The sequence below is a fragment of the Rhodococcus sp. NPDC057297 genome (assembly GCF_042667435.1).
In the GTDB taxonomy this organism is placed as follows: domain Bacteria; phylum Actinomycetota; class Actinomycetes; order Mycobacteriales; family Mycobacteriaceae; genus Rhodococcoides.
On sequence record NZ_JBHUZE010000002.1, the window covers coordinates 842,842 to 865,895 of the forward strand.

At 66.2% G+C, this 23,054-nt stretch carries 21 protein-coding genes; 17 read left to right on the top strand and 4 right to left on the bottom strand.

From position 1 onward, the window contains the following. Positions 1–26 precede the first annotated feature (26 nt). Positions 27–365: a hypothetical protein gene (locus ACFULT_RS09715; RefSeq protein ID WP_037106805.1), complete on the top strand. Its 339-nt coding sequence runs from the start codon at positions 27–29 to the stop codon at positions 363–365. 24 nt (positions 366–389) lie between these two features. Here ACFULT_RS09715 and ACFULT_RS09720 read toward each other — a convergent pair whose 3' ends face one another. After that, positions 390–1,244, bottom strand: coding sequence for a dienelactone hydrolase family protein (locus ACFULT_RS09720; protein WP_094719140.1), 855 nt, complete (start codon positions 1,242–1,244; stop codon positions 390–392). 104 nt (positions 1,245–1,348) lie between these two features. Here ACFULT_RS09720 and glmS point away from each other — a divergent pair, with 104 nt between their 5' ends. Genes glmS through tsaD form a run of 8 tightly spaced genes read left to right on the top strand, consistent with a single transcriptional unit; the run spans position 1,349 to position 9,711 of the window. Further along, entirely contained in the window at positions 1,349–3,211 is a 1,863-nt protein-coding gene (glmS, locus tag ACFULT_RS09725; RefSeq protein WP_378481324.1) for a glutamine--fructose-6-phosphate transaminase (isomerizing), read from the top strand. An 18-nt stretch (positions 3,212–3,229) separates the two neighbouring features. Further along, positions 3,230–4,669, top strand: a complete 1,440-nt coding sequence (locus ACFULT_RS09730; protein WP_378481325.1) for an NAD(P)H-hydrate dehydratase — start codon at positions 3,230–3,232, stop codon at positions 4,667–4,669. Then, positions 4,662–5,957, top strand: coding sequence for an alanine racemase (gene alr, locus ACFULT_RS09735; RefSeq protein WP_378481326.1), 1,296 nt, complete (start codon positions 4,662–4,664; stop codon positions 5,955–5,957). Before ACFULT_RS09730 ends, alr begins: the two co-directional genes overlap by 8 nt. Further along, positions 5,954–6,994 (top strand): alpha/beta fold hydrolase, encoded by a 1,041-nt coding sequence (locus tag ACFULT_RS09740; RefSeq protein WP_378481327.1) that lies wholly within the window; start codon positions 5,954–5,956, stop codon positions 6,992–6,994. Before alr ends, ACFULT_RS09740 begins: the two co-directional genes overlap by 4 nt. A 34-nt stretch (positions 6,995–7,028) precedes the next feature. After that, entirely contained in the window at positions 7,029–7,502 is a 474-nt protein-coding gene (gene tsaE, locus ACFULT_RS09745; protein WP_176459868.1) for a tRNA (adenosine(37)-N6)-threonylcarbamoyltransferase complex ATPase subunit type 1 TsaE, read from the top strand. A gap of 33 nt (positions 7,503–7,535) precedes the next feature. Further along, positions 7,536–8,198 carry a tRNA (adenosine(37)-N6)-threonylcarbamoyltransferase complex dimerization subunit type 1 TsaB gene (gene tsaB / locus ACFULT_RS09750; protein ID WP_378481328.1) on the top strand — a complete coding sequence of 221 codons (663 nt, stop codon included), beginning with the start codon at positions 7,536–7,538 and terminating at the stop codon, positions 8,196–8,198. Beyond that, the gene (rimI, locus tag ACFULT_RS09755) at positions 8,195–8,671 is read left to right on the top strand and encodes a ribosomal protein S18-alanine N-acetyltransferase (protein WP_378481329.1); all 477 of its coding nucleotides are present in this window, start codon (positions 8,195–8,197) and stop codon (positions 8,669–8,671) included. The genes tsaB and rimI overlap by 4 nt, the downstream gene beginning before the upstream one ends. Next, positions 8,668–9,711 carry a tRNA (adenosine(37)-N6)-threonylcarbamoyltransferase complex transferase subunit TsaD gene (gene tsaD, locus ACFULT_RS09760; RefSeq protein ID WP_037110385.1) on the top strand — a complete coding sequence of 348 codons (1,044 nt, stop codon included), beginning with the start codon at positions 8,668–8,670 and terminating at the stop codon, positions 9,709–9,711. The genes rimI and tsaD overlap by 4 nt, the downstream gene beginning before the upstream one ends. A 12-nt stretch (positions 9,712–9,723) precedes the next feature. Here tsaD and ACFULT_RS09765 read toward each other — a convergent pair whose 3' ends face one another. After that, on the bottom strand, positions 9,724–11,313 hold the full coding sequence (locus ACFULT_RS09765) for a hypothetical protein (RefSeq protein ID WP_378481330.1): 1,590 nt from the start codon (positions 11,311–11,313) through the stop codon (positions 9,724–9,726). Between the two features lie 441 nt (positions 11,314–11,754). Between ACFULT_RS09765 and groES the strand changes: the two genes are divergently transcribed. Both groES and groL read left to right on the top strand, forming a co-directional pair. Then, a complete protein-coding gene (gene groES, locus ACFULT_RS09770) occupies positions 11,755–12,054 on the top strand; it encodes a co-chaperone GroES (RefSeq protein WP_008718149.1) in 300 nt (99 codons plus the stop codon). A 98-nt stretch (positions 12,055–12,152) separates the two neighbouring features. Beyond that, entirely contained in the window at positions 12,153–13,766 is a 1,614-nt protein-coding gene (groL, locus tag ACFULT_RS09775; protein WP_094653295.1) for a chaperonin GroEL, read from the top strand. A 73-nt stretch (positions 13,767–13,839) separates the two neighbouring features. On the opposite strand, the gene ACFULT_RS09780 is transcribed toward groL, so the two are convergent. Continuing rightward, positions 13,840–14,133 (bottom strand): WhiB family transcriptional regulator, encoded by a 294-nt coding sequence (locus ACFULT_RS09780; protein ID WP_026347518.1) that lies wholly within the window; start codon positions 14,131–14,133, stop codon positions 13,840–13,842. A 682-nt stretch (positions 14,134–14,815) separates the two neighbouring features. Between ACFULT_RS09780 and ACFULT_RS09785 the strand changes: the two genes are divergently transcribed. From ACFULT_RS09785 to ACFULT_RS09795, 3 genes are all read left to right on the top strand, one after another. Continuing rightward, complete coding sequence (locus ACFULT_RS09785) at positions 14,816–15,646, top strand: hypothetical protein (protein ID WP_378481331.1); 831 nt, start codon at positions 14,816–14,818, stop codon at positions 15,644–15,646. Positions 15,647–15,768: 122 nt separating this feature from the next. Beyond that, positions 15,769–16,347, top strand: a complete 579-nt coding sequence (locus tag ACFULT_RS09790) for a sigma-70 family RNA polymerase sigma factor (RefSeq protein ID WP_019663610.1) — start codon at positions 15,769–15,771, stop codon at positions 16,345–16,347. Beyond that, entirely contained in the window at positions 16,340–17,332 is a 993-nt protein-coding gene (locus tag ACFULT_RS09795; RefSeq protein ID WP_037110376.1) for an anti-sigma-D factor RsdA, read from the top strand. Before ACFULT_RS09790 ends, ACFULT_RS09795 begins: the two co-directional genes overlap by 8 nt. A 77-nt stretch (positions 17,333–17,409) precedes the next feature. Here ACFULT_RS09795 and ACFULT_RS09800 read toward each other — a convergent pair whose 3' ends face one another. Beyond that, entirely contained in the window at positions 17,410–17,814 is a 405-nt protein-coding gene (locus ACFULT_RS09800) for a DUF5319 domain-containing protein (RefSeq protein ID WP_026347520.1), read from the bottom strand. A 337-nt stretch (positions 17,815–18,151) separates the two neighbouring features. Between ACFULT_RS09800 and guaB the strand changes: the two genes are divergently transcribed. The 3 genes from guaB (at position 18,152) to ACFULT_RS09815 (ending at position 23,035) form a co-directional block, all read left to right on the top strand. Next, positions 18,152–19,675 carry an IMP dehydrogenase gene (guaB, locus tag ACFULT_RS09805; protein ID WP_170945130.1) on the top strand — a complete coding sequence of 508 codons (1,524 nt, stop codon included), beginning with the start codon at positions 18,152–18,154 and terminating at the stop codon, positions 19,673–19,675. Positions 19,676–19,728: 53 nt separating this feature from the next. Then, positions 19,729–20,868 carry a GuaB3 family IMP dehydrogenase-related protein gene (locus tag ACFULT_RS09810; protein WP_019663614.1) on the top strand — a complete coding sequence of 380 codons (1,140 nt, stop codon included), beginning with the start codon at positions 19,729–19,731 and terminating at the stop codon, positions 20,866–20,868. Between the two features lie 409 nt (positions 20,869–21,277). Then, the gene (locus tag ACFULT_RS09815) at positions 21,278–23,035 is read left to right on the top strand and encodes a GMC oxidoreductase (protein WP_037108889.1); all 1,758 of its coding nucleotides are present in this window, start codon (positions 21,278–21,280) and stop codon (positions 23,033–23,035) included. Positions 23,036–23,054 lie beyond the last annotated feature (19 nt).

The following is a 23,054-nucleotide window of genomic DNA, read 5'->3' on the forward strand; positions in this document are numbered from 1 at the left end:
ATTCGGGTCGGTGGTGGAGGGAACGAATGGACCGCGCATCGCTGGAATGTGCGGAATCGATCGAGGCCGCGGGCCGAGGATACGAGGACCTCGTCAGACATGTCCTGACGCGCGACGCAGAGTCGGGCCCCGTCTCGGCGGCGGATACAGAGCTCTCGCCGTGGTCCGGCGTACATCGGCCCGCGTCGTGGTCGGACGTACATCGGCCCGCGTCGTGGGAGGAGGACGAGTACCGCACAGCGTCGTTCCTGACACCAGCCCAGCACGACCGAACCGTCCGGCCGGTGATCGAGCAGGACCGCAGCGACGGCCAGGACGGCCAGGAAGATCCGCACCAGGCGGAGACCAGGAGCTGGTTGGTCTGACCCGGCCGCGGTTCGGCAGCGAGTTCAGCGGCCGATCACGCCGCGAATTGCGGTCAAGGGGTTGGGCTTCGGCTGATCCTGAACCGGTGCGTGCGGATCGATGACTCGCGTTCCTTTCAGCTCACCAGCTCCGGCGAGTTCGGCGTACTTCTCTTCGCCGGTGAGGTGGAACAACAGGAACGCGGTCAGGAGAGCGCGGGTGGTTCGGACGGTCGACTTCTCCGTCCCGCCGACTCCGAGGGGGCTCAGCAGTCGCCGGCCCTCGACGATTCCGTCGGACGACGCCTTGTCCAGACGCCGGAACGTCGTGGGGGCGCGCAGTGCGCCCGCGAGGGACACGGTGTTGTCGTTCAACGAGTCGGCCAGGGCTGCGTCACCGAGGACGATGCTCGGGATGTCGAGCGTCGCGGCGGCGTCCTCGGCGCTCGGTGCCGACGGCGCCGGGTACAGAGCAGCGACGGCCTTGACGTCCGATCGCGCCGCAGCGGTGAGTACCGCGATACTGGCGCCCATGCCGTGGCCGGCCACGGCGAGTTTGTCCGGGTGAACGCTGATGTCTCCGGTTCCGAGCCGCACCCCGGTGACGATGTCGAGGGTTGTGGCGAGGTCGGCAGCCAGTCCGCGGTGTGACGGAACCGGTCCGCGCTCGGTGTCCGGAGCGGCGGCGACGATGCCCCACGACGCCAGGTGCTTCAGTGTGTCCGCGTACCGTTCGGCACTCAACAGCCAGCCGTGGCCGAACGCCACCGCAGGCAGGTTGTAGCCCGTGGCCGGGGTGAACACGACGCCGGGCTGGCCCGCCAACGCGAGGTTGCCGCGGAGCACTGGGTGGGGACCACGTTTCCCGAGCTGGGCGGCGAGCTTCTTCGATGTCGGCACAGCGGCAACGCTATCGGATCGAAGCGGAACGGCGTGGGTACGGGGCAGAGAAGGAGCGACGCGCCACGCTGATCGGGCTCCGGTGGCGGGTACCCTGAACCACCATGTGTGGAATCGTGGGATATGTCGGCCACCGCCCGGCGTTGGGTGTTGTCGTCGAGGCGCTCAGGCGCATGGAGTACCGGGGCTACGACTCTGCAGGCATCGCCATTCTGGACGGAAACGGCAACACCGCAGTCGAACGCAAGGCCGGTCGTCTCGCCAATCTCGAAGCGGAGCTCGACGAGGTCGGTGCGGAGAAGTTCGTCGGAACGACGGGCATGGGCCACACGCGATGGGCAACGCACGGGCGACCGACGGACCGGAACGCGCATCCGCACCGCGACGTGAGCGGCTCGGTGTCGGTCGTGCACAACGGCATCATCGAGAACTTCGGTCCCCTGCGGGCCGAGTTGGAGTCCAGCGGCGTCGAGTTCTCCAGTGACACCGATACCGAGGTGGCGGTGCACCTCGTCGCGGCGGCATACGCAAGTGGCCCCACGGCGGGCGACTTCGTCGAGAGCGCCAAGACGGTCCTGCGTCGGCTCGAAGGTGCCTTCACCTTGGTCTTCACGCATTCCGACCACCCGGACACCATCGTCGCTGCTCGCCGTTCCACTCCTCTCGTCGTCGGTGTCGGCAAGGGTGAGACGTTCCTCGGATCGGATGTCGCGGCGTTCATCGAGCACACGCGTGACGCGGTGGAGCTCGGTCAGGACCAGGTGGTCGTCATCACCGCCGAGGGCTACACGATCACCGATTTCGACGGAAGCCCTGCAGAGGGTCGGCCCTTCCACATCGACTGGGATCTCGCAGCCGCCGAGAAGGGCGGCTACGACTACTTCATGCTCAAGGAGATCCAGGAGCAGCCCGCTGCTGTCGCGGACACGTTGCTCGGTCATTTCGAGAATCGTCGGATCGTGCTCGACGAGCAGCGATTGTCCGATCAGGAGCTGCGCGACGTCGACAAGGTGTTCGTGGTCGCCTGTGGAAGCTCGTACCACTCCGGCCTGTTGGCCAAATACGCGATCGAGCATTGGACGAGGCTGCCGGTCGAGGTGGAACTGGCGAGCGAGTTCCGGTACCGCGATCCGGTTCTGGACAGGTCGACGCTGGTGGTGGCCATCTCCCAGTCCGGCGAGACTGCGGACACGTTGGAAGCGGTCCGGCACGCAAAGGAGCAGAACGCCAGGGTGCTGGCTGTCTGCAACACGAACGGATCGCAGATTCCTCGCGAGGCCGACGCGGTCGTCTACACCCGGACCGGACCCGAGATCGGAGTGGCCTCGACCAAGGCCTTCCTCGCGCAGATCACCGCGAACTATGTCGTCGGACTCGCGCTCGCCCAGGCACGCGGGACCAAGTACCCCGACGAGGTCGCTCGCGAGTACGCCGACCTCGAATCGATGCCGGAGCTGGTGCAGCGAGTGCTCGACACCGTGGAGCCGGTACGGGTGCTCGCGCGCGAGCTCGCCCACACACCGACGATCCTGTTCCTCGGCCGTCACGTCGGATATCCCGTGGCACTCGAGGGTGCGCTGAAGCTCAAAGAGCTGGCCTACATGCACGCAGAGGGATTCGCCGCGGGTGAACTCAAGCACGGACCCATCGCACTGATCGAGGACGGCGTGCCGGTCATCGTCGTGATGCCGTCGCCGAAAGGCCGCGCGGTGCTGCACTCGAAACTGCTGTCCAACATCCGCGAGGTCCAGGCTCGCGGTGCGCTCACCGTTGTCATCGCAGAGGAAGGGGACGAGGCAGTCAGGCCCTTTGCAGACCATCTCATCGAGATCCCCGCCGCTCCGACCCTGCTGCAACCGTTGCTCTCGACGGTTCCGCTGCAGGTGTTCGCAGCCGAGGTGGCGCAGGCTCGCGGATACGACGTCGACAAACCTCGGAACCTCGCGAAGTCCGTGACCGTCGAATAGATCCGGCAGGAAGCCATCGTGCGCAGCTACTACACACCCGACCAGGTTCGTGACGCCGAGCGTCCGCTGATGCAATCACTGCCCGACGGCGCACTCATGCGGCGCGCCGCGCACGGGCTGGCCGGGGTAGTCGCTGCGGAACTGCGCAGCAGGACTTCCGGGATAGTCGGGCGTGACGTGTGTGTGCTCGTCGGATCGGGGGACAACGGCGGCGACGGGCTCTGGGCGGGTGCGATGCTGCGACGTCGGGGCGTGGCTGTCAGCGCTGTGCTGCTCAGCCCGGAGCGCACGCACGAAGCCGGTCTCGCCGCGTTCCGCCGCGCGGGCGGGCGGATCGTGGATTCCCCCGGTCGGCCGGACATCGTCGTCGACGCCGTGGTGGGGATCTCCGGTCGTGGACCGCTGCGGCCCGAGGCCGCCGACGTGGTCTCGCGCGTGTCGGCACCGATAGTGGCGGCCGACATTCCGAGCGGAGTCGATCCGACGACCGGTGCTGTGGACGGCCCGGCCGTCCGAGCCGACGTGACGGTGGCGTTCGGTGCGCGCAAGCCGGTTCACGTGTTGGCCGCCCCGTACTGCGGCAGAGTCGACGTCGTCGAACTGGGCCTGAAACTCGGGCCACCGTACCTTCGGGCATTCGAGCCGGCCGACGTCGGTGCTCGATGGCCGATTCCCACCGCGACCGACGACAAGTACACGCAGGGAGTCGTCGGGGTCATCGCGGGAAGTGCGCAGTATCCGGGCGCTGCGATCCTGTGCTCCGGTGCCGCGGTCGCTGCGACGTCCGGGATGGTCAGATACGTCGGAAGCGCTGCGGCGGAGGTGGTGTCGCATTATCCGGAAGTCGTCGCGGCAACCGGGGTGGAGGAGGCTGGGCGTGTTCAGTGCTGGGTAGTCGGCCCAGGATTCGGCACCGATACCTCGTCCCGTGACGTACTGTCGCACGTCCTCGCGTCCGAACTGCCCGTCGTCGTCGATGCCGACGCTCTCACGATCCTGTCGTCGTCGCCGGAGCTGGTCCGCGGACGCGCCGCGCCGACGCTGCTGACCCCGCATGCCGGTGAGTTCGAGCGTCTGACCGGTGCGGCTCCCGGCTCCGATCGGGTCTCTGCCGTGCGGGAACTCGCGTCGACGTGGGGTGTGAGTGTTCTCCTCAAAGGTCGCGCAACCGTGATCGCGGGGCCCGACGGTGCGGTTGTAGTGAGTGACGCCGGAGGATCGGCCGCGTCGACGGCGGGCTCGGGTGACGTGCTGGCCGGGATTCTGGGTGCCCTCATGGCATCCGGACTGGACACGGTCACCGCGGCAGCATGCGCGGCGCGAGTCCATGCTTTGGCCGCCGCGACGGCGGCGCACGGCCGCGGCGGCGAGTTCGCCGCTCCGATCTCCGCGAGTCCGCTGCTGGGGGCAGTGTCGGACGCAATCCGAACTGTTCGTTCGGTCACAGGACGTGCGTGATCGTTCACAGATCTCCACGGACCCGATGCACGATCGCCGCGCAGTGGTGGCACTATCGGGTGCTGTGGACAACGTGAGTGCGTCAACGGTGGATGCCGAGGGAGCGGACACCGGCGCGGGCGGGTCGGTGACGATCGACCTCGCAGCAATCACACACAACGTCCGTGTGCTTCGCGAACACGCAGAGAACGCCGCAACGATGGTTGTGGTGAAGGCCGACGGATACAACCACGGTGCCGTGCAGGTGGCTCGAACCGCACTCGCGGCGGGTGCCTCCGAGCTGGGCGTCACGACGGTGGGAGAGGGCATCGCACTGCGTGATGCCGGAATCACGGCGCCCATCCTGTCCTGGCTGCACCGTTCGGACACCGATTTCGCGCCCGCGCTGACGGCCGAGATCGGCATCGGAGTGTCCTCGCGCGCTCAGCTCGACTCGGTCGTCGACGCCGCACGCCGTGTCGGTACCACGGCGGCAGTCACGCTCAAGGTGGACACCGGACTCAACCGCAACGGGATCGAACCCCAGGGGCTCGACGAGGTATTCACCGTCCTCGGCGGCGCGGTCGCCGAGGGGTCCGTCCACTTTCGCGGCATGTTCTCGCACCTGGCGTGCGCCGACGAGCCCGGGCATCCGTTGAACGACCAGCAGGCGATGGTGCTGCAGGAAAGCGTCGTCAGGGCTGCAGCGGCCGGTGTGCGACCCGAGATCGTGCACCTGGCGAACTCCGCCGCAACCGTGACCAGGCACGATCTCCGCTTCGACATGGTCAGGCCGGGAATTGCGATGTACGGACTCTCGCCGATCCCCGAACTGGGCCAGTTCGGCCTGATCCCCGCGATGACAGTGTCCGCGCAGGTAGCGCTGATCAAGAAGGTGCGTGCCGGAGACAGCGTGTCCTACGGTCACACATGGACGTCACCCGAGGACACCGTCGTCGCCCTGATACCGATGGGCTATGCGGACGGTGTACGACGCTCACTCAGCGGTCGATTCGACGTCACCATAAACGGCAGACGGTATCCGTCGGTCGGTCGAGTCTGTATGGACCAGTTCGTCGTGAATCTCGGACCCGACGGCGGATCCGTCGTCGAGGGCGACACGGCGGTGCTGTTCGGCTCCGGCGACAACGACGGCCCCGTCGCGCAGGAGTGGGCCGACGTACTGGACACGATTCACTACGAGGTGGTCACCGGGATCGGTGGACGGGCACGCAGACGCTATGTCGAGTCCGAATCGGCGTCGACCGATCGACGCGACGCAGACACGACCGAGGAGGTTGCTCGGTGAAACTGGCCGGGAGCTTCGGGATCTTCGGCAGTGTCGGGATCGCGTTACGCGAAACCTTGCTGAGGTCCAACAAGGACCCGCTCGCAGGCGAGAACCTCGAGCTGATGGACGCCGACCGAGGGTCGATCGTCATCGCCGACGACGGGGTTCCGCTGGCCGTGCGGGAAGTCGGGCCCACCGACGCGCCCATCACCGCAGTGTTCGTGCACGGGTACTGCCTGCGGATGGCGTCGTGGCACTTCCAGCGTCAGGCGCTCGAGCAGGAGTGGGGCTCGAAGGTGCGCATGGTGTTCTACGACCAGCGAGGACACGGTAAGTCCGGGATCCCGACGCCGGAGAGCTGCACGATCGCCCAGCTCGGCCTCGATCTCGACGCGGTCATCCGCGCCGTCGCGCCGCGAGGACACCTGATGCTGATCGGGCATTCGATGGGTGGAATGACCGTCCTGTCCATGACCAGGCAGAGACCCGAATTGGTACGAGAGCGGGTCGTCGGGGTCGGATTGATCTCGACGACGGCGGCAGGCCTGGCGGAGACAGGGCTCGGTCGCAGCCTCGACAACCCGGTGGTCGACGCGTTCCGACTGGCCGTACGCACCTCTCCCGGTGTTGTCCAGTTCGGCCGCGGCGCGGCGAAGACGCTCATCGCACCGGTACTGCGTGCGGCGTCCTACGGAACGCGGGTGAGTCCGCGGCTGGTCGAGTTCTCGCAGAAGATGATCGACGACACCTCCGTCGTGACCATCGTGAACTTTCTCGAGACGCTGGAATTGCACGACGAGAGCGATGCACTCGCCGAGCTTCTGCGCGTTCCGACGACGGTCGTGTGCGGCGACGACGATTGGATCATTCCGTTCGACAGTTCGGTTGCGCTCGCCGATGCACTTCCGGAAGCCGAGATGGTGCGGATTCGTCAGGCCGGCCACCTCGTTCAGCTGGAATTCCCGGACAAGGTGAACGCCGCGCTGGTGCGGCTCGGTACCCGCGCCATGGAGCTGAGGGCCCAGCGTCGATCCGGTAGGAGGGGCATTGTCTGACCTCACGGACCCGAGAGCGGACACCGGCACGGACATGTTCGACGGCACCGAGCGACTTCTCGAGACGGCAACCGACACCGAAGCGTTCGGGCAGCAACTCGCCCGGCACCTGACCGCCGGTGACCTCGTTGTGCTCGACGGCCCCCTCGGTGCGGGCAAGACCGCGATGACACGCGGCATCGCGGCGGGTCTCGGCGTCCAGGGACGTGTCAGCTCACCGACGTTCGTCATCGCTCGCGAGCATCGACCGGGCCGGCGGGGTGAGGGCCTCGATCCGGTGACGTTGGTTCACGTCGACGCGTATCGACTGGGGATGACGGGCGAATCCGCGCTCGACGAGTTGGATGCGCTCGACCTCGATTCCGACCTCGCGGACGCCGTGGTCGTCGTCGAGTGGGGCGAGGGGTTGGTGGAGAAGTTGGTCGATTCCCACATCTCCGTGCGCATCCGTCGTGATCCGGAGTCCGACACTCGTCGTGTACAGGTGCGACGGATCGCCCAGCACTGACCGGCCGTGCTCGTGCGGGTACTCTGAGATACCGTGCTCGTTCTCGCCGTCGATACCTCCACGCCCGCTGTGACCTCCGGTGTCGTCCGATTCGAGGGCGGTGTCGCGCACACCCTCGCAGCCCGAGTCGTCGTCGATGCCAGATTGCACGCGGAGGTGTTGACGCCCAACATCCTCGAATGCCTCGCCGAGGCCGACCTGACGCCTGCAGATCTCGACGCCGTCGTCGTGGGCGTCGGTCCTGGTCCGTTCACCGGCCTGCGCGTCGGAATGGCAACCGGCGCGGCATTCGGTGACGCACTCGGTGTCCCGGTGCACGGAGTGTGCAGTCTCGATGCCATCGCGGTGCAGGTCGACACCGTGGCCGAGTTGCTCGTGGTCACCGACGCACGCCGCCGCGAAGTCTATTCGGCGCGGTACCGGGCCGGCGTGCGAGTGTCGGGCCCGGACGTGGGCGCCCCTGACCTGGTCGACCCCGGTGACGCGAACATGATCGCCGGGTCTGCGGGGCACGTCGGATTGTTCGATCTCCCTGCGGCAGAAGCCGAGTCGCCCACACCCGCGGGTCTGGTCATGACGGCGGCCGACGGTTTGACGTCGGGAATCACCCCCGAGCCGTTGATCCCGCTGTACTTGCGCAGGCCTGATGCCAAGACGATCGCCGAGCGCGAGGCCGCCAAGGCAGCAGGCCGATGAGCGTCGACATCACCCCGATGGACCCGGCGGATGCGCCGCGGTGCGCTGAGCTCGAGGGCATCCTGTTTCCGGGCGACGATCCGTGGACCGAACAAGCGTTTCTTTCCGAACTCGCTGCGCCGCACAATCGTTACTTCGCGGCGCGAGAAGACGGAGAGCTTCTGGGATACGCCGGAATCGCGTTGCTCGGGCACGGTACCTCGGCCGAGTCCGAGGTTCACACCATCGGTGTCGACCCGATTGCGCACCGCCGCGGAATCGGAGGCGCGCTCATGGACCGACTGCTGAGCGAAGCGAACGCTCACGGCGGTTCGGTGTTCCTCGAGGTGCGCACCGACAATACGCCCGCGATCGAACTGTACGTCCGAGAAGGCTTCGTGGTGGTCGGCACCCGCCGCAACTATTACCAACCGAGTGGCGCAGATGCTTACACGATGCAACGGCCCGATCCGAGGGTAGGTGCAACCGCATGAACGTGATGGGTATCGAAAGCTCGTGTGACGAAACGGGAGTCGGCATCGTTCGCTGGCGAGACTCGGGAGTGTGCGAGCTCCTCGCCGACGAGGTCGCCTCCAGTGTCGACGAGCACGCACGCTACGGCGGCGTCGTTCCCGAGGTGGCGTCCCGCGCCCATCTGGAAGCAATCGTTCCGACGATGCGGCGCGCGCTCGCCGCAGCGGACCTGGATCGACCGGACGCGGTGGCCGTGACCATCGGACCCGGCCTCGCCGGAGCGCTTCTGGTGGGAGTCGCCGCAGCGAAAGCGTATGCGGCTGCCTGGGGTGTGCCGTTCTACGCGGTGAATCATCTCGGTGGACATGTCGCCGTCGACACGCTCGAACACGGGCCGATGCCGTCCTGCGTGGCGCTTCTGGTCTCCGGTGGCCACACACATCTTTTGCACGTGAACGATCTGGGCGAGCCCATCGTCGAGTTGGGGACGACGGTCGACGACGCCGCAGGGGAGGCGTTCGACAAGGTGGCCAGACTGTTGGGACTGGGCTACCCGGGTGGTCCGGCGCTGGACGATGCTGCGCGACAAGGGGACCCAACCGCTATTGCGTTCCCTCGGGGTATGACCGGACCACGCGATGCCCGCTACGACTTCTCGTTCTCCGGAGTCAAGACGGCCGTGGCACGGTTCGTCGAAGCCAGGCAGCGAGCGGGAGACGTCGTTCCCGTCGCCGATGTCGCCGCCTCGTTCCAGGAGTCGGTCGCCGATGTGTTGACGATGAAGGCCGTGCGCGCAGCGACCGACGTCGGTGTCGACACCATCGTCCTCGGCGGTGGCGCCACGGCCAACTCTCGTATTCGATCGCTCATCGAATCACGATGTGAGCAAGCAGGTTTGACGCTCAGGATTCCACGACCGCGGCTGTGCACCGACAACGGTGTCATGATCGCGGCGCTCGGAGCCCACCTGATCGCGAGAGGAGCCGAGCCGTCGGATCTGCGAGCAGCCACCGATCCGGGACTGCCGGTGTCCACCAGCCAGATCACCGCTGCCCGGTAGCGAACTGTTCGGTCACGCAGTCGGCGTGGTCGCTCCGCCTGCCGGTTCCGATGGTGTGGTCGACGACGTGGTCGGCGCGTTCGACGGCGTCGGTTGCACCGTGTCCACGTCCGAAGCTCCTGCGCTCGGCGGAGGCGACCATACCGTCGTGGGAGGGCTCAACCCTGGGGTCGTCGGTGTTCCGTTGACGTCGGTGGTCGGGATACTCCCCGGAGTCGACGGAGGAGGGCTGAGCTCGGTGGACCCGCCCGGTGCCGAGGTGGGCGGCTCCGGCGACGCCACCGGCGGGGTCGTCACCGGCGGGGTCGTCACTGGCGGGGTGGTCACCGTCTCGCCCGGATCGTCGGTCGGAGGTGAGTCCACTCCGCCGCCGGGCGGTGATGTCGGAGACTGCGGCGCGGGCCGGGTCGTCGACTGCTCCGGTGGGCTGGCCGGCCACGGAATGACCGGGAGATCGGGAGCCGGACGCAACGACGGCGTCGTCGATGGTCGGGTGGTGCTGCCCGACGTGTACTCCGTCGAGTCGACGACAGGCGGTCGAGGAAAACCGGTGCTGGGCGCGGCCGAGGAGCCGCGGGTGCTGGTCGACGGCGCGCCGATCGGGTTGTCGTCTCCGGCGGGAACGTTCACGGCCTCGACGTCCTCGGACGTCGTTCCGGCCGAACCCGCGGGTGAAACTCCGGAATCGTTGCTGGGGGTGAGAGTCTGGATGCCGTACGCCAACACGATTCCGCCGACGAGCAAGGCCCCAGCGAGCGCACTGCCGTAGCGGCCGAACGAGCGCGCACCCGAACCTCTGCCGTCGGCGACGGTAGGAAAACGCCCGGGGGCCCCGTGCAATGCGAGCAAGGCCGCGCCCTGCGCGAGGACGGTGTCCGGATCGGACGGAAGGATCACCGGAAGATCCAGTACCGAACCGAGAACGGCGCGGATGGACGGGATGCGGGCCCCTCCGCCGATGAGTACCACTGCCTCCGCATCGAAACCCGCCGACGCCGCGACTCGGCGTGCGAAGTGCCCGACTTTCACCACGTGCGGGCGCAGCGCGGTCTCGTACTCGTCCCGGCCGTCGTCGCTTCCACCGCGCTCGAGCAGATCCCACTCCAGCCGATCCGCGAGGTCACCACCGAACTGCGACGTGCGTTCTGCATGGCGGACCTCACCGGAAGCTGTGTCGATGACCGACACGGTGGTCCCGGTGGCGCCGACATCGACGACGGTCACCGTCCGGTAACGCGCGATCGAGCCCGCATCGTCGAGAAATGCATGCGCGGCGGCAGTCTCGGGTACGAGAACGATGGCGTGGGTGGAGCGTCCGCACGCCGACCTGATGGATGCGGCGTGGTCCTCGGTGCGATGGGTGACCGCGATGACCTCCGGACGAACCCGCTCACCCGCGTGAGCCCCGACGCCGTCGGGCGGCGGAGCAAGGGCCAGGACGACATCGATGGCCGACGCGACGAGGTCACCGACATCGGTGTTGACCTCACTGTCGGCGGATACGGTGCGGTACTCGACCGTGCGGGAACCGTTGTCCTCTTCGATGATCAGAGCGGCGCAGACGACCTCGGTGCCGGTGGATACGCCGATGGCAGTTCTCACCGTCCACCTCCCGCCCTGTCGGTCCTGTGCTGTACCCCGCGTTCGCTTCGTACGTCCGGTGGACATATCGGAGTCTCGTTATCTTAACGTTACAGAAGCTCCCGTGCGAATGTGAAACGCGGCACCGCTTGGGCGTCGGGTGCGCTGCTGGGCCCCGCACGTGCGTACAAATGTTTGCCACGGCCTGCATCTCCGCTCACAGGGGCGGGTAAGTACCGTGGTCGACGGGGGTTTCGCTGCAGGCGTACGGCTCGCTGACGGCCTTGCACCCATAGGGGTTGAGTGCTGGCACTCGCGTGTATAGAGTGCTAGACAGCGATGCGCGAAGTCCCGGAACCCGCGACGACGGGATCAAGTGCAGAGCAGTGAACGTGCAGTACAAACACAGCAGTCCGGGGATCCGACCCCGGACGCGTACCCCATAACAATGGAGGGCTCAACGTGGCGAGCGTGAAAATCAAGCCGCTCGAGGACAAGATCCTCGTCCAGGCCAACGAGGCCGAGACGACGACCGCCTCCGGTCTGGTCATCCCCGACACAGCCAAGGAGAAGCCTCAGGAAGGCACCGTCGTCGCTGTCGGCGAAGGCCGTGTCACCGAGAAGGGCAACCGGATCCCGGTCGACGTCAAAGAAGGCGACACCGTCATCTACAGCAAGTACGGCGGCACCGAGATCAAGTACGCCGGCGAGGAGTACCTGATCCTGTCGGCACGTGACGTGCTGGCTGTCATCGCCAAGTAGGCCGTAAACGCTTCCCGCCCCGGTACCCGATTTCGATTCGGTCCCGGGGCGGAGTGCGTTCAATCGAGTTCACTGACTCGAAGGAGTAATACCGAAACATGGCAAAGCAAATCCAATTCAACGAGGAAGCCCGCCGGGCTCTCGAGCGTGGCGTCGACAAGTTGGCCGACGCCGTCAAGGTGACGCTCGGACCGCGCGGACGACACGTGGTGCTCGCCAAGGCATTCGGTGGCCCCACGGTCACCAACGACGGCGTCTCCATCGCACGCGAGATCGATCTGGAAGATCCGTTCGAGAACCTGGGTGCGCAGCTCGTCAAGAGTGTCGCCACCAAGACCAACGACGTTGCGGGCGACGGCACCACCACGGCCACCGTGTTGGCGCAGGCACTCGTGCGCGGAGGCCTGAAGAACATCGCGGCAGGCGCCAACCCGATCGCACTCGGTTCCGGTATCGCCAAGGCTGCCGACAAGGTTGCCGAGGCACTGCTCGCGGCGGCTACACCCGTCGAGGGCAAGGAAGCCATCGCGCAGGTCGCCACGGTGTCCTCGCGTGACCCGGAGATCGGCGAGCTCGTGGGTGAGGCACTCACCCGCGTCGGCGCCGACGGCGTCGTCACCGTCGAGGAGTCCTCGACGCTGGACACCGAGCTGTCGGTCACCGAAGGTGTCCGCTTCGACAAGGGTTACCTGTCGCCGTATTTCGTCACCGACGTCGATGCGCAGCAGGCAGTGTTGGAGGACGCCTACGTGCTGCTGCACCGTGAGAAGATCACGTCGCTCCCCGACTTCCTACCTCTGCTGGAGAAGGTTGCCGAGAGCGGCAAGCCGTTGCTGATCATCGCCGAGGACACCGAGGGCGAGGTTCTGTCCACGCTCGTCGTGAACTCGATCCGCAAGACAATCAAGGCAGTGGCAGTCAAGGCGCCGTTCTTCGGTGACCGCCGCAAGGCGTTCCTCGACGACCTGGCCGTCGTGACGGCAGGTACGGTCATCACCGCCGATGTCGGCCTCAGCCTGAAAGAAGCCGGCCTCGAATTGCTCGGATCTGCTCGCCGAGTGGTCGTCACCAAGGACGACACGACGATCGTCGACGGCGCAGGCACGCAGGCGGACATCGACACCCGCGTCGCCCAGTTGCGTCGCGAAATCGAAGCGACCGATTCCGAGTGGGACCGCGAGAAGCTCGAAGAGCGTCTGGCGAAGCTGTCCGGCGGAGTTGCTGTCATCAAGGTCGGAGCGGCAACCGAGACCGAGCTCAAGGAACGCAAGTTCCGCGTCGACGATGCCGTGAACGCAGCCAAGGCTGCTGTCGAAGAGGGCATCGTGCCCGGAGGCGGTTCGGCACTGACACAGGCCGCATTGTCGCTCGAGGACAACCTGGGCCTGACGGGCGACGAAGCAACCGGTGTCGCAGTCGTACGTACTGCACTGAACGCGCCGCTGTTCTGGATCGCCACCAACGCGGGCATCGACGGATCCGTCGTGGTCAGCAAGGTCGCGGCACTCGACAAGGGCCACGGCTTCAACGCCGCGACTCTGACCTACGGCGACCTGCTCGCCGACGGTGTCGTGGATCCGGTCAAGGTGACGCGTTCTGCGGTCGTCAACGCGGCGTCCGTTGCGCGGATGATTCTCACGACGGAGAGCGCCGTCGTCGAGAAGCCTGCCGACGAGGAGGAGCCTGCGGCCGGACACGGCCACAGTCACTGATTTCGGTAACTCGCAGGACGAGAAGCGGGGCCTTTCCTTCCAAGGAAAGGCCCCGCTTCTCGTGTCGGTCCTGCTAAACCGCGATTCGACGACGGTTGTGGCGTGCGTACATCTCCCGCTCGGTCTCGGACATTCCGCCCCAGATTCCATAGGGTTCCGAGACGCTGAGCGCGTGGGACCTGCACTGTGCGAGAACCGGGCAGGTTCGGCACATCTCCTTGGCACGCATCTCACGCTGAGCACGTGCTCGGCCGCGTTCGCCGTCCGGATGGAAGAACATCGACGAGTCGACGCCACGGCACAAACCGTGCATCTGCCAATCCCAGATATCTGCATTGGGCCCAGGGAGGTGATTCGGCTGCGGCATGAGAACTCCTAGGGTGTCTGCTCGCCGCAACGGATGCGGCGACGCTCCTGTGGAAGACAGAAGAAATGCGAATTCGTGGTTTCGTCCGGCGGCGGCGCCGAACTTGTGGTGAACTCGTTCCGCGAGATACTCCAATCGCGGATGTCGTGAACAACGCCAACGTTATTCGGGGCAATGAAATCGAGTCAATAGGCCACCGTCGTGGCGAGGTGCATACTCGTATCTCGAGAAGTTAACGCGGGCGACATTTACTTCGACACAATTGCATGGGTCGATTCGTTGCAAAGACCTCGATCGCGGGATGAACGGCTAGCGAACGGATTCGGTGTCGGACGTAAGCGCAGGACGCCGGCCAGCAGGTCCGTGGTCGTATCGACAGGAGGATCCCGGGATTCGTCTGCTGGATTCGAACGACCCGATCATGTCGCGAGCAACCGCCGTCCGCGCGCTCCGAATCCCGCGATTAACCTCGCGGCTACATTCTCGTCAGAAATTGCTCATCAATTGCACCCTCAGAGCGCATGTTAATTCCGTGAAACAAACGAGAATGTGTCTCGGCTATTTCGAAGATAGTCGGCGAAGGGCACGGGTCGGCCCCGAGTAACCATCCATTCGGCGGAGAACCGACGAAAGGCCGAGCCTGGCGCTCGCAGTCTCCACCACCGGTCGTAACGTCGACACCATGGACGATCGGCTTCACCGCGCTGCCTGGGGCACCGAACCCGGTATGTGGCCGTTGCCCGCGGCATCGACCGTCCGCGGGCGATGGAACCGCGCCGTCGCGCTCGGTGGACAGGGTAGGTACCTCGCCGCGTCGGCCGAGCTCGATGCGGCCGTGATGTCCGGCCCTGTTCCTCCTTCTCTGCGGTCGCAGATGCACTCGACTCGCGCATCCTGGATACGACAGATGGGAGCGCACGGTGCAGCAGCGCGGGTGGACGGGACGGCGATCGCCGCGGTCGGGCTCGACGAGCGCAGATCTCCGTTGGGTGAGACCGGCGATGATCCCGCTGTCGTTCGGGCGCGAGCGGATGCTCTCGTCGGCCTCGCCGCGGACGCCCTCGGCGTAGGCAGATTCGGCACCGCGGACGCGCTGCTGGCTCGATGCGAGCACATGATGGCGCGAGATGGGCACAAGGACGTGCTGTGGCGTCAACACCTGAGGCTCGGGTGGGTCCGCGCGGAACTCGCAATGTTCTCGGGAAGAGGGCCCGACGCGGTCCGATACGCGCTCGACGCGCGCGGGCGTGCCGACGAGATCGATTCGTTACGCCACACCGTCAAGACCGACCTCGTGTTGGCGGCCGCCTACAGCTCCGTGGGAGATCTGTCACGAAGTGGTGACGGCGCGCAGCGTGTGCTCGATGCCTGCGAGGTGCACGGACTCCTACCGTTGCGCTGGGCGGCAGCGATGTTGTGGAGCGGCGTCGGGGGAGGAGCTCCCGCGCGGTCGGTCGCGCGGGAGTGCGAGATGGAGCTGGCTCGGCGCGGTGGTCGGTTCACGGCAGTGTGAAGTCACGGACCGAGTGGTTCGATAGAGCGGGGTGTAGGTCGCTATCCTTACTAGGTTCCACTTCGGGTGGAAGCGCTGTCGAGATGCGGCGGCGTCACTGTAACGCGGGGAATCCTTGAGCGATGAACAACACGGGTGAGGAGTTGGACTCCTTCGTCGCTGCCGCAGCGCAGGGCGAGCGAGCCGCACTCTCCCGAGTTCTGGAAATCATCCGTCCGCTCGTGGTGCGGTATTGCCGCGCACGTGTGGGCTCCGCCGAGCGTGGTCAGCTCTCGGCGGACGACGTGGCTCAGGAGGTCTGCTTGGCAGTCATGACCGCCCTGCCGCGTTATCAGGACCAGGGCCGACCGTTCATGGCATTCGTCTACGGCATTGCCGCCCACAAGGTCGCCGACGCACATCGAAGCGCCTCCCGTAACAAATCGGACCCGGCCGCCGAAGTACCAGATGTCGTGTCGACGGAACACGGACCGGAGCAGCGTGCTCTGGATTCCGAGTCGAGTAGACAGATGACCGCCCTGCTGGACACCTTGCCCGCCAAGCACCGAGAGATTCTGGTGCTCCGACTCGTCGTCGGACTGTCGGCCGAGGAGACAGCAGCGGCAGTGGGTAGTACCGCAGGTGCCATCCGCGTGGCTCAACACCGAGCCATCGCGAAACTGAAGAACGAAGTTGTGAAAGCGGGTGAAATGTATGGCTAGGAACAACGGCCGTGATGGCATTCCCCGTATCGGCCGCCCGGACGGTGTCACGCCGTCCGAGGATTCTCTCGACAGCACCCTCGTGGGTTCGAGTCCGGTGGACATCGCAGCGGTACGCCGAGACGAGGAATTCATCGAGGCGATCCGTGGTGACGGACCGATCGCGACGGACGACGCGGACGAGTACCAGCTCGCTCTGCTCCTCGCCAACTGGCGAGCAGAAATCGTCCACCCCGCGCTCCCGGCAGGTCCCGACCTCGACGAAGTGGCGGCAGCCGTCGATCAGGAGATTGCCGCGACGGGGCTACGCCGCAAGGCGTCGAGCCGCGGACGCCAACGTCTGCTCCGCCCGGTAGCGGGCGCCGCAGCCGCGATCGCGCTGGTGATGGGCGGCCTGGTCGTCTTCTCCTACAACTCTTCCCCGGGCGACGCGTTGTGGAGCGTCAAGTCCGTGGTGTTCTCGCAGCAAGCAGATTCGACCGTCGCGCAGATCGACACGACGTCGAAGCTGGAGCAGGCAGAACAACTGATCGCGGCAGGCGACGTCGAAGGTGCGCAGGCGCTGCTCGACGGTGCGTCGGGTGCAGCCGGTGCTGTCACCGACGATGCGCAGCGCACGGATCTGGAGATCTGGCTGCAGCGGTTGATCGAGCAACTGCAGACGATCATCCCGACGATTCCTCCGCTGGTACCGCTACCGGTCGATCCGACGTTGCCGGCGCCGGTGGAGAGTGCACCCGAGTTGGGCACGGTTCCGGTCACCACCGATCCGCTGCCGCCGCCGGTCTCCGGCACGGTCGATCCGTCGCAGGTTCCTACTACCAGCGATCCGGTTCTCCCGACGACCGAGCCGCCTGCAGTCACCACGACGCCTCCCGGGCCGACGATTCTGAATCAGACCGGTGAGACGACGGCTACGGCAAGCGGTTCGAGTGACGGTACATCTGCTCCCCGGATCGACACGCTGGACACCAACGGAGGCTGATCGCCCTCCGGCCCTGCACCGCATACGACTGATGCCCTACACGAAAATCGTGTAGGGCATCAGTCGTATGCGGGTGACTAGTTCTCGAAACCGTCGCCGTGTAGAGCGTCGTTCATGGACGCGTCCGCGTATCCGCGGCAGTAGTCCCATGTGACGTACGCATCGGGAACAGGGTCGTACGCAGGCTCGTGGGGACGAACAGTGCCGTCGACCAGGAGTTGGAGAAGATTGGCTCGCAGCATGTCCCAGTCGTGGTAATGATCCTGCTGGCAGTCCTCGCAGCACACCACGAGTCCACGAATACCGCGGTGTCCGAGAAGTGCCTCGTACACCGCGAGATCGGCGAGGTCTTCTTCGACGGCGAGCCGCTCCTGGGGGTCCAGAGGCTGGCCGGGCTCGATTGCATCGAGGGCGGCCGAGGGGTCGGCGGGGTCACCGGCGAAGGGATCCGGCGGTAAACCTGGAGGCAGTTGATCGCGCACGCCTCCACGGTACGCAGGACTGGTGGGTCTGCGCCAGCCGTTCACGCTTCGTGTCGACGCACGACGAGGTCCACCGGGCGGCCGCTCGGCCGCTGCCGGGGTGTGGTCGACCTGCTCGAACGGCGCCGTCCGGTGCGCGTTCACGAGCGAACGGCGGAGCCGATACCATGTGTGCAGGCGCCGAGCGAGCGTACGCGTCGATGTCATTTCGTCCGCACTGTCTCCATGTCTTTTCGTCCGCACTGTCTCCATCCGCTTTCGAACACGCCGTCTTCTCCGGTGCACCGCCCGCGCGCTGCGAGAAGGGCACACAGGCTCTAGGGAGGGCCAGATCCGCATGAGTAGTTCCGGAGCCCACGTCCGTACCGGTGGCGACGACCCCAACAAGGTCGCCATGCTCGGTTTGACCTTCGACGATGTTCTGCTGTTGCCCGCTGCGTCGGACCTGATTCCCAGCGCCGTGGACACCTCCAGTCAACTCACCCGCGAGATCCGTCTGCGCGTCCCACTGGTCAGTTCCGCGATGGACACCGTCACCGAGGCGCGCATGGCCATCGCCATGGCCCGTGCGGGTGGCATGGGCGTCCTGCATCGCAACCTGTCCCTGCAGGATCAGGCGTCCCAGGTGGAAACCGTCAAGCGGTCCGAGGCAGGCATGGTCACCGACCCGGTCACCTGCAAGCCCACCGACACACTCGCCGAGGTCGACGCGATGTGCGCACGGTTCCGCATCTCGGGTCTACCGGTGACGGACGAGACGGGTGCCCTCGTCGGCATCATCACCAACCGTGACATGCGGTTCGAGGTCGACCAGAACCGCCGCGTCGCCGACGTCATGACCAAGGCACCGCTCATCACCGCCCGCGAAGGCGTCACCGCCGAGGCGGCCCTCGGTCTCCTCCGTCGGCACAAGATCGAGAAACTCCCCATCGTCGACGGACAGGGCGCTCTCACCGGTCTGATCACGGTCAAGGACTTCGTCAAGACGGAGCAGCACCCCCTCGCCACCAAGGACAGGGACGGCCGCCTGCTGGTCGGAGCAGCAGTAGGCGTCGGGCAGGACGCGTGGTCGCGTTCCATGGCGCTCACCGACGCCGGTGTCGACGTGCTCATCGTCGACACCGCGCACGGACACAACTCGTCGGTGCTCGAGATGGTCAGCAAGCTGAAAGCCGAAGTAGGAGAACGCGTCCAGGTCGTCGGCGGCAACATCGCGACCCGCGCGGGCGCATTGGCACTCGTCGAGGCAGGCGCGGACGCGGTCAAGGTCGGCGTCGGTCCAGGCTCGATCTGCACCACCCGCGTCGTCGCAGGCGTCGGCGCCCCGCAGATCACCGCGATCCTCGAGGCGGTCGCCGCGTGCAAGGCGCACGGTGTTCCGGTCATCGCCGACGGTGGTCTCCAGTTCTCCGGCGACATCGCCAAGGCGTTGGCTGCGGGCGCGTCGACGGCCATGCTCGGCTCGTTGCTGGCCGGTACGGCCGAGTCGCCGGGCGAGTTGATTCTCGTCGGTGGCAAGCAGTTCAAGAGCTACCGCGGCATGGGTTCGCTCGGGGCGATGCAGGGACGCGGAGCGGCCAAGTCGTTCTCCAAGGACCGCTACTTCCAGGACGATGTCCTCGCCGAGGACAAGCTCGTCCCCGAAGGCATCGAAGGCCGGGTCCCGTACCGCGGACCGTTGTCTCAGGTCATCCATCAGCTGACCGGTGGTCTCCGTGCCGCGATGGGTTACACCGGGTCCAACTCCATCGAGGAACTGCAGGAGGCGCAGTTCGTGCAGATCACCGCTGCCGGACTGAAGGAAAGCCACCCGCACGACATCACGATGACCGCGGAAGCGCCCAACTACACCGTGCGCTGACTTCGCTCGCATCGGCCTGAACTCAAGACGAACTCCTAGGGAAAGGGGCGCGCGTGCGCGACCTCGTTGAAATCGGCATGGGCAGAGAAGCCCGTCGCACCTACCAGCTCGACGACATCGACATCGTGCCCTCGCGCCGTACTCGGTCGTCGAAGGAGGTGTCCACGGCCTGGCAGCTCGACGCCTACCGATTCGACATTCCGGTCCTGGCTCATCCGACCGACGCGTTGGTGTCGCCGGAATTCGCGATCGAGCTCGGCAAGCAGGGTGGCCTCGGGGTCATCAACGGCGAGGGGTTGTGGGCTCGCCACACGGACGTCCAGGCCAAGCTCGACGAGCTGGTCGCGATCGCCGAGAACGACTTCGACGCCGACGCTCCCGTCGCATTCCTGCAGAAGCTGCACGCAGCACCGCTGCAACCGGATCTCCTCGCAGCCGCTGTCGCGCAGGTCCGCGCGGCCGGCGTCACCGTCGCGGTCCGCGTCAGCCCGCAGAGTGCGAAGAACCTGACGCCCGCGCTGGTCGCAGCCGGTATCGATCTGCTTGTCATCCAGGGCACCATCATCTCCGCGGAGCACGTGGCGCACGGTGACGAGGAGCCGCTGAACCTCAAGACGTTCATCGCCGAGCTCGACGTACCGGTCATCGCCGGTGGCGTCAGCGATCACCGCACCGCGTTGCATCTGATGCGCACCGGCGCTGCCGGAGTCATCGTCGGCTACGGGTCGGTCGAGGGAGGCACCACCACCGGTGAAGTTCTCGGCATCGGTGTACCCATGGCAACGGCCATCGCGGACGCCGCGGCAGCTCGTCGGGACTACCTCGACGAGACCGGCGGCCGCTATGTTCACGTCATCGCCGACGGCGACATCACCACGTCCGGCGGCCTGGCCAAGGCAATCGCGTGCGGTGCGGACGCCGCCGTGCTCGGTGCTCCTCTCGCGGCGGCAGCCGAGGCGCCCGGTGGCGGTTGGTACTGGCCCTCCGCGGCGGCGCACCCGTCGATGCCGCGCGGCGCGCTCCTGCCCGTCGCAGCCGGTGAGCGCCCGAGCCTCGACCAGGTTCTGCACGGGCCGTCGAGCGAGCCCTACGGTTCGATCAACCTCGTCGGAGGTCTGCGGAGGTCCATGGCGAAGTCGGGTTACTCGGATCTCAAGGAATTCCAGAAAGTCGGCCTGAACGTCCGCGCCTGACCCTCTCTGTCCCACGTTCGACAGCGCGCACCCCGAATCGGGGTGCGCGCTTCGTCGTTCGCAGGGGCAGCGAGTGCCGGGTGGGGAGCGAACGTGACGTTCGGTCACCTGGGGCCGGGAGCGCGGGTTGCAGCGAGTGCGCGGGTTGCAGTGCGCGCGTGGGCTGAAAGCCGCGCGTTCGGGGGCCGAGAGCGAGCGAACGTGACGTTCGGTCACCTGGGACAGCGCGGAGTGAGCCTTACCTCAGTTGGTGATACTTGGAGTTACAGCTACAGTGGCTTGTGTCAACTGTCACAGGGTTGTTGTCAGTTCGCCGCTGTTGTCATCTACAGTGTGTTCGCAGTCACATCGAGTGGGTGCACGGAGCGCGGAGCTGGCTGAGTAAACGCACGAGGCGCGGAGGTCAACAGTGGAGACACGGACAGCTGGGACACAGGCTCGCACGACCGATTACGACGTTCTGATCGTCGGGTCCGGTTTCGGCGGAAGCGTCACGGCGCTGCGCTTGGTGGAGAAGGGCTACAAGGTCGGCATCCTCGAGGCCGGACGGCGCTACGAGGACAAGGATTTCGCCAAGACCAGCTGGGACCTGAAGCGGTTCCTGTGGGCGCCGAAGCTCGGGTGCTACGGCATCCAGCGTGTCCACCTGCTGCGTGACTGCCTCATTCTGGCCGGTGCAGGGGTGGGCGGCGGTTCGCTGAACTACGCGAACACGCTGTACCAGCCGCCGGAGCCGTTCTTCAAGGACAAGCAGTGGGCGCACATCACCGACTGGAGTAGCGAGCTCGGTCCGTTCTACGACCAGGCGACGCGCATGCTCGGGGTCGTTCGTAACCCGCACATGACTCCCGCCGACGAGGTCATGAAGTCCGTCGCCGAGGACATGGGCGTCGGGGACACGTTCATTCAGACTCCTGTCGGCGTGTTCTTCGGCGACGAGCCGGGCAAGAAGGTCGGCGACCCATATTTCGGCGGCGTCGGACCCGAGCGCACCGGGTGCATCGAATGCGGTGAGTGCATGACCGGGTGTCGACACGGCGCCAAGAACACACTGCTGAAGAACTACCTCGCCCTTGCCGAGCGCGCCGGAGCCGAGATCGTCCCGATGACGACGGTGACAAATCTTCGTGCTCTGCCCGACGGCACGTGGGACGTCGCCACCGAGCGAACCGGCGCGTGGGTTCGTAAGCACCCCAAGACCTACACCGCGTCGCACGTCGTTCTGGCCGCAGGCACGTGGGGTACGCAGAATCTGCTGCACAAGATGAAGGACACCGGCGCATTGCCGCGTCTGTCGGACAAGCTCGGTGAATTGACGCGTACCAACTCCGAATCCATCGTCGGTGCCGCCAAGTTGAAGGTCGACCCGGAAATGGATCTGACCAGGGGAGTGGCGATCACGTCCTCGTTCCACCCGTCGTCGAACACCCACATCGAACCGTGCCGCTACGGCAAGGGTTCCAACGCGATGGGCCTGTTGCAGACGCTGATGACCGACGGGGGTGGGCGCATTCCTCGATGGCTCAAGTTCGTCTTCGCGCTGCTGGCTCATCCGCTCGACTTCCTGCGTGTGGTGAACACCAAGAACTGGAGCGAGCGCACGATCATCGCGCTCGTGATGCAGAACCTCGACAACTCGATCACCACCTTCACCAAGCGTGGGCTGTTCGGTCGCAAGGTGTCCAGCAAGCAGGGACATGGCGAACCGAACCCGACGTGGATCCCCGAGGGCAACGACGCGACCCGGCGTATCGCGAAGAAGATCGGGGGTGTCGCAGGTGGAACGTGGGGTGAGCTGTTCAACATCCCGTTGACCGCTCACTTCCTCGGTGGCTGCGCCATCGCATCCGACGCCGAGCACGGCGTCATCGACCCGTATCACCGCGTCCATGGGTACCCGACGATGTTCGTCGTCGACGGGTCGTCCGTGTCGGCCAACCTCGGCGTGAACCCGTCGCTGACCATCAGTGCTCAGGCAGAGCGTGCAGCGGCGCTGTGGCCCAACAAGGGTGAGCAGGATCTACGGCCGCGTCAGGGTCTCGCCTACGAGCGGATCGAGCCGATCGCTCCCAATGCTCCTGTGGTTCCGGTGTCGGCGCCCGCAGCGTTGCGTCTGCCCATCGTCGAGATCCGCTCTCCGAAGCCCGCCACCACGGGTGCCGCGTAAGAAGATGCTGCGTGGAACC

Bases quoted from the DNA above. Each gene is read 5' to 3' on its own strand.
- ACFULT_RS09795 (WP_037110376.1), top strand. From the start codon at position 16,340: ATGGCTAGGAACAACGGCCGTGATGGCATTCCCCGTATCGGCCGCCCG.
- glmS (WP_378481324.1), top strand. From the start codon at position 1,349: ATGTGTGGAATCGTGGGATATGTCGGCCACCGCCCGGCGTTGGGTGTT.
- tsaE (WP_176459868.1), top strand. From the start codon at position 7,029: ATGTTCGACGGCACCGAGCGACTTCTCGAGACGGCAACCGACACCGAA.
- guaB (WP_170945130.1), top strand. From the start codon at position 18,152: ATGAGTAGTTCCGGAGCCCACGTCCGTACCGGTGGCGACGACCCCAAC.
- ACFULT_RS09715 (WP_037106805.1), top strand. From the start codon at position 27: ATGGACCGCGCATCGCTGGAATGTGCGGAATCGATCGAGGCCGCGGGC.
- tsaD (WP_037110385.1), top strand. From the start codon at position 8,668: ATGAACGTGATGGGTATCGAAAGCTCGTGTGACGAAACGGGAGTCGGC.
- rimI (WP_378481329.1), top strand. From the start codon at position 8,195: ATGAGCGTCGACATCACCCCGATGGACCCGGCGGATGCGCCGCGGTGC.
- ACFULT_RS09785 (WP_378481331.1), top strand. From the start codon at position 14,816: ATGGACGATCGGCTTCACCGCGCTGCCTGGGGCACCGAACCCGGTATG.
- ACFULT_RS09780 (WP_026347518.1), bottom strand. From the start codon at position 14,133: ATGCCGCAGCCGAATCACCTCCCTGGGCCCAATGCAGATATCTGGGAT.
- groL (WP_094653295.1), top strand. From the start codon at position 12,153: ATGGCAAAGCAAATCCAATTCAACGAGGAAGCCCGCCGGGCTCTCGAG.
- ACFULT_RS09790 (WP_019663610.1), top strand. From the start codon at position 15,769: ATGAACAACACGGGTGAGGAGTTGGACTCCTTCGTCGCTGCCGCAGCG.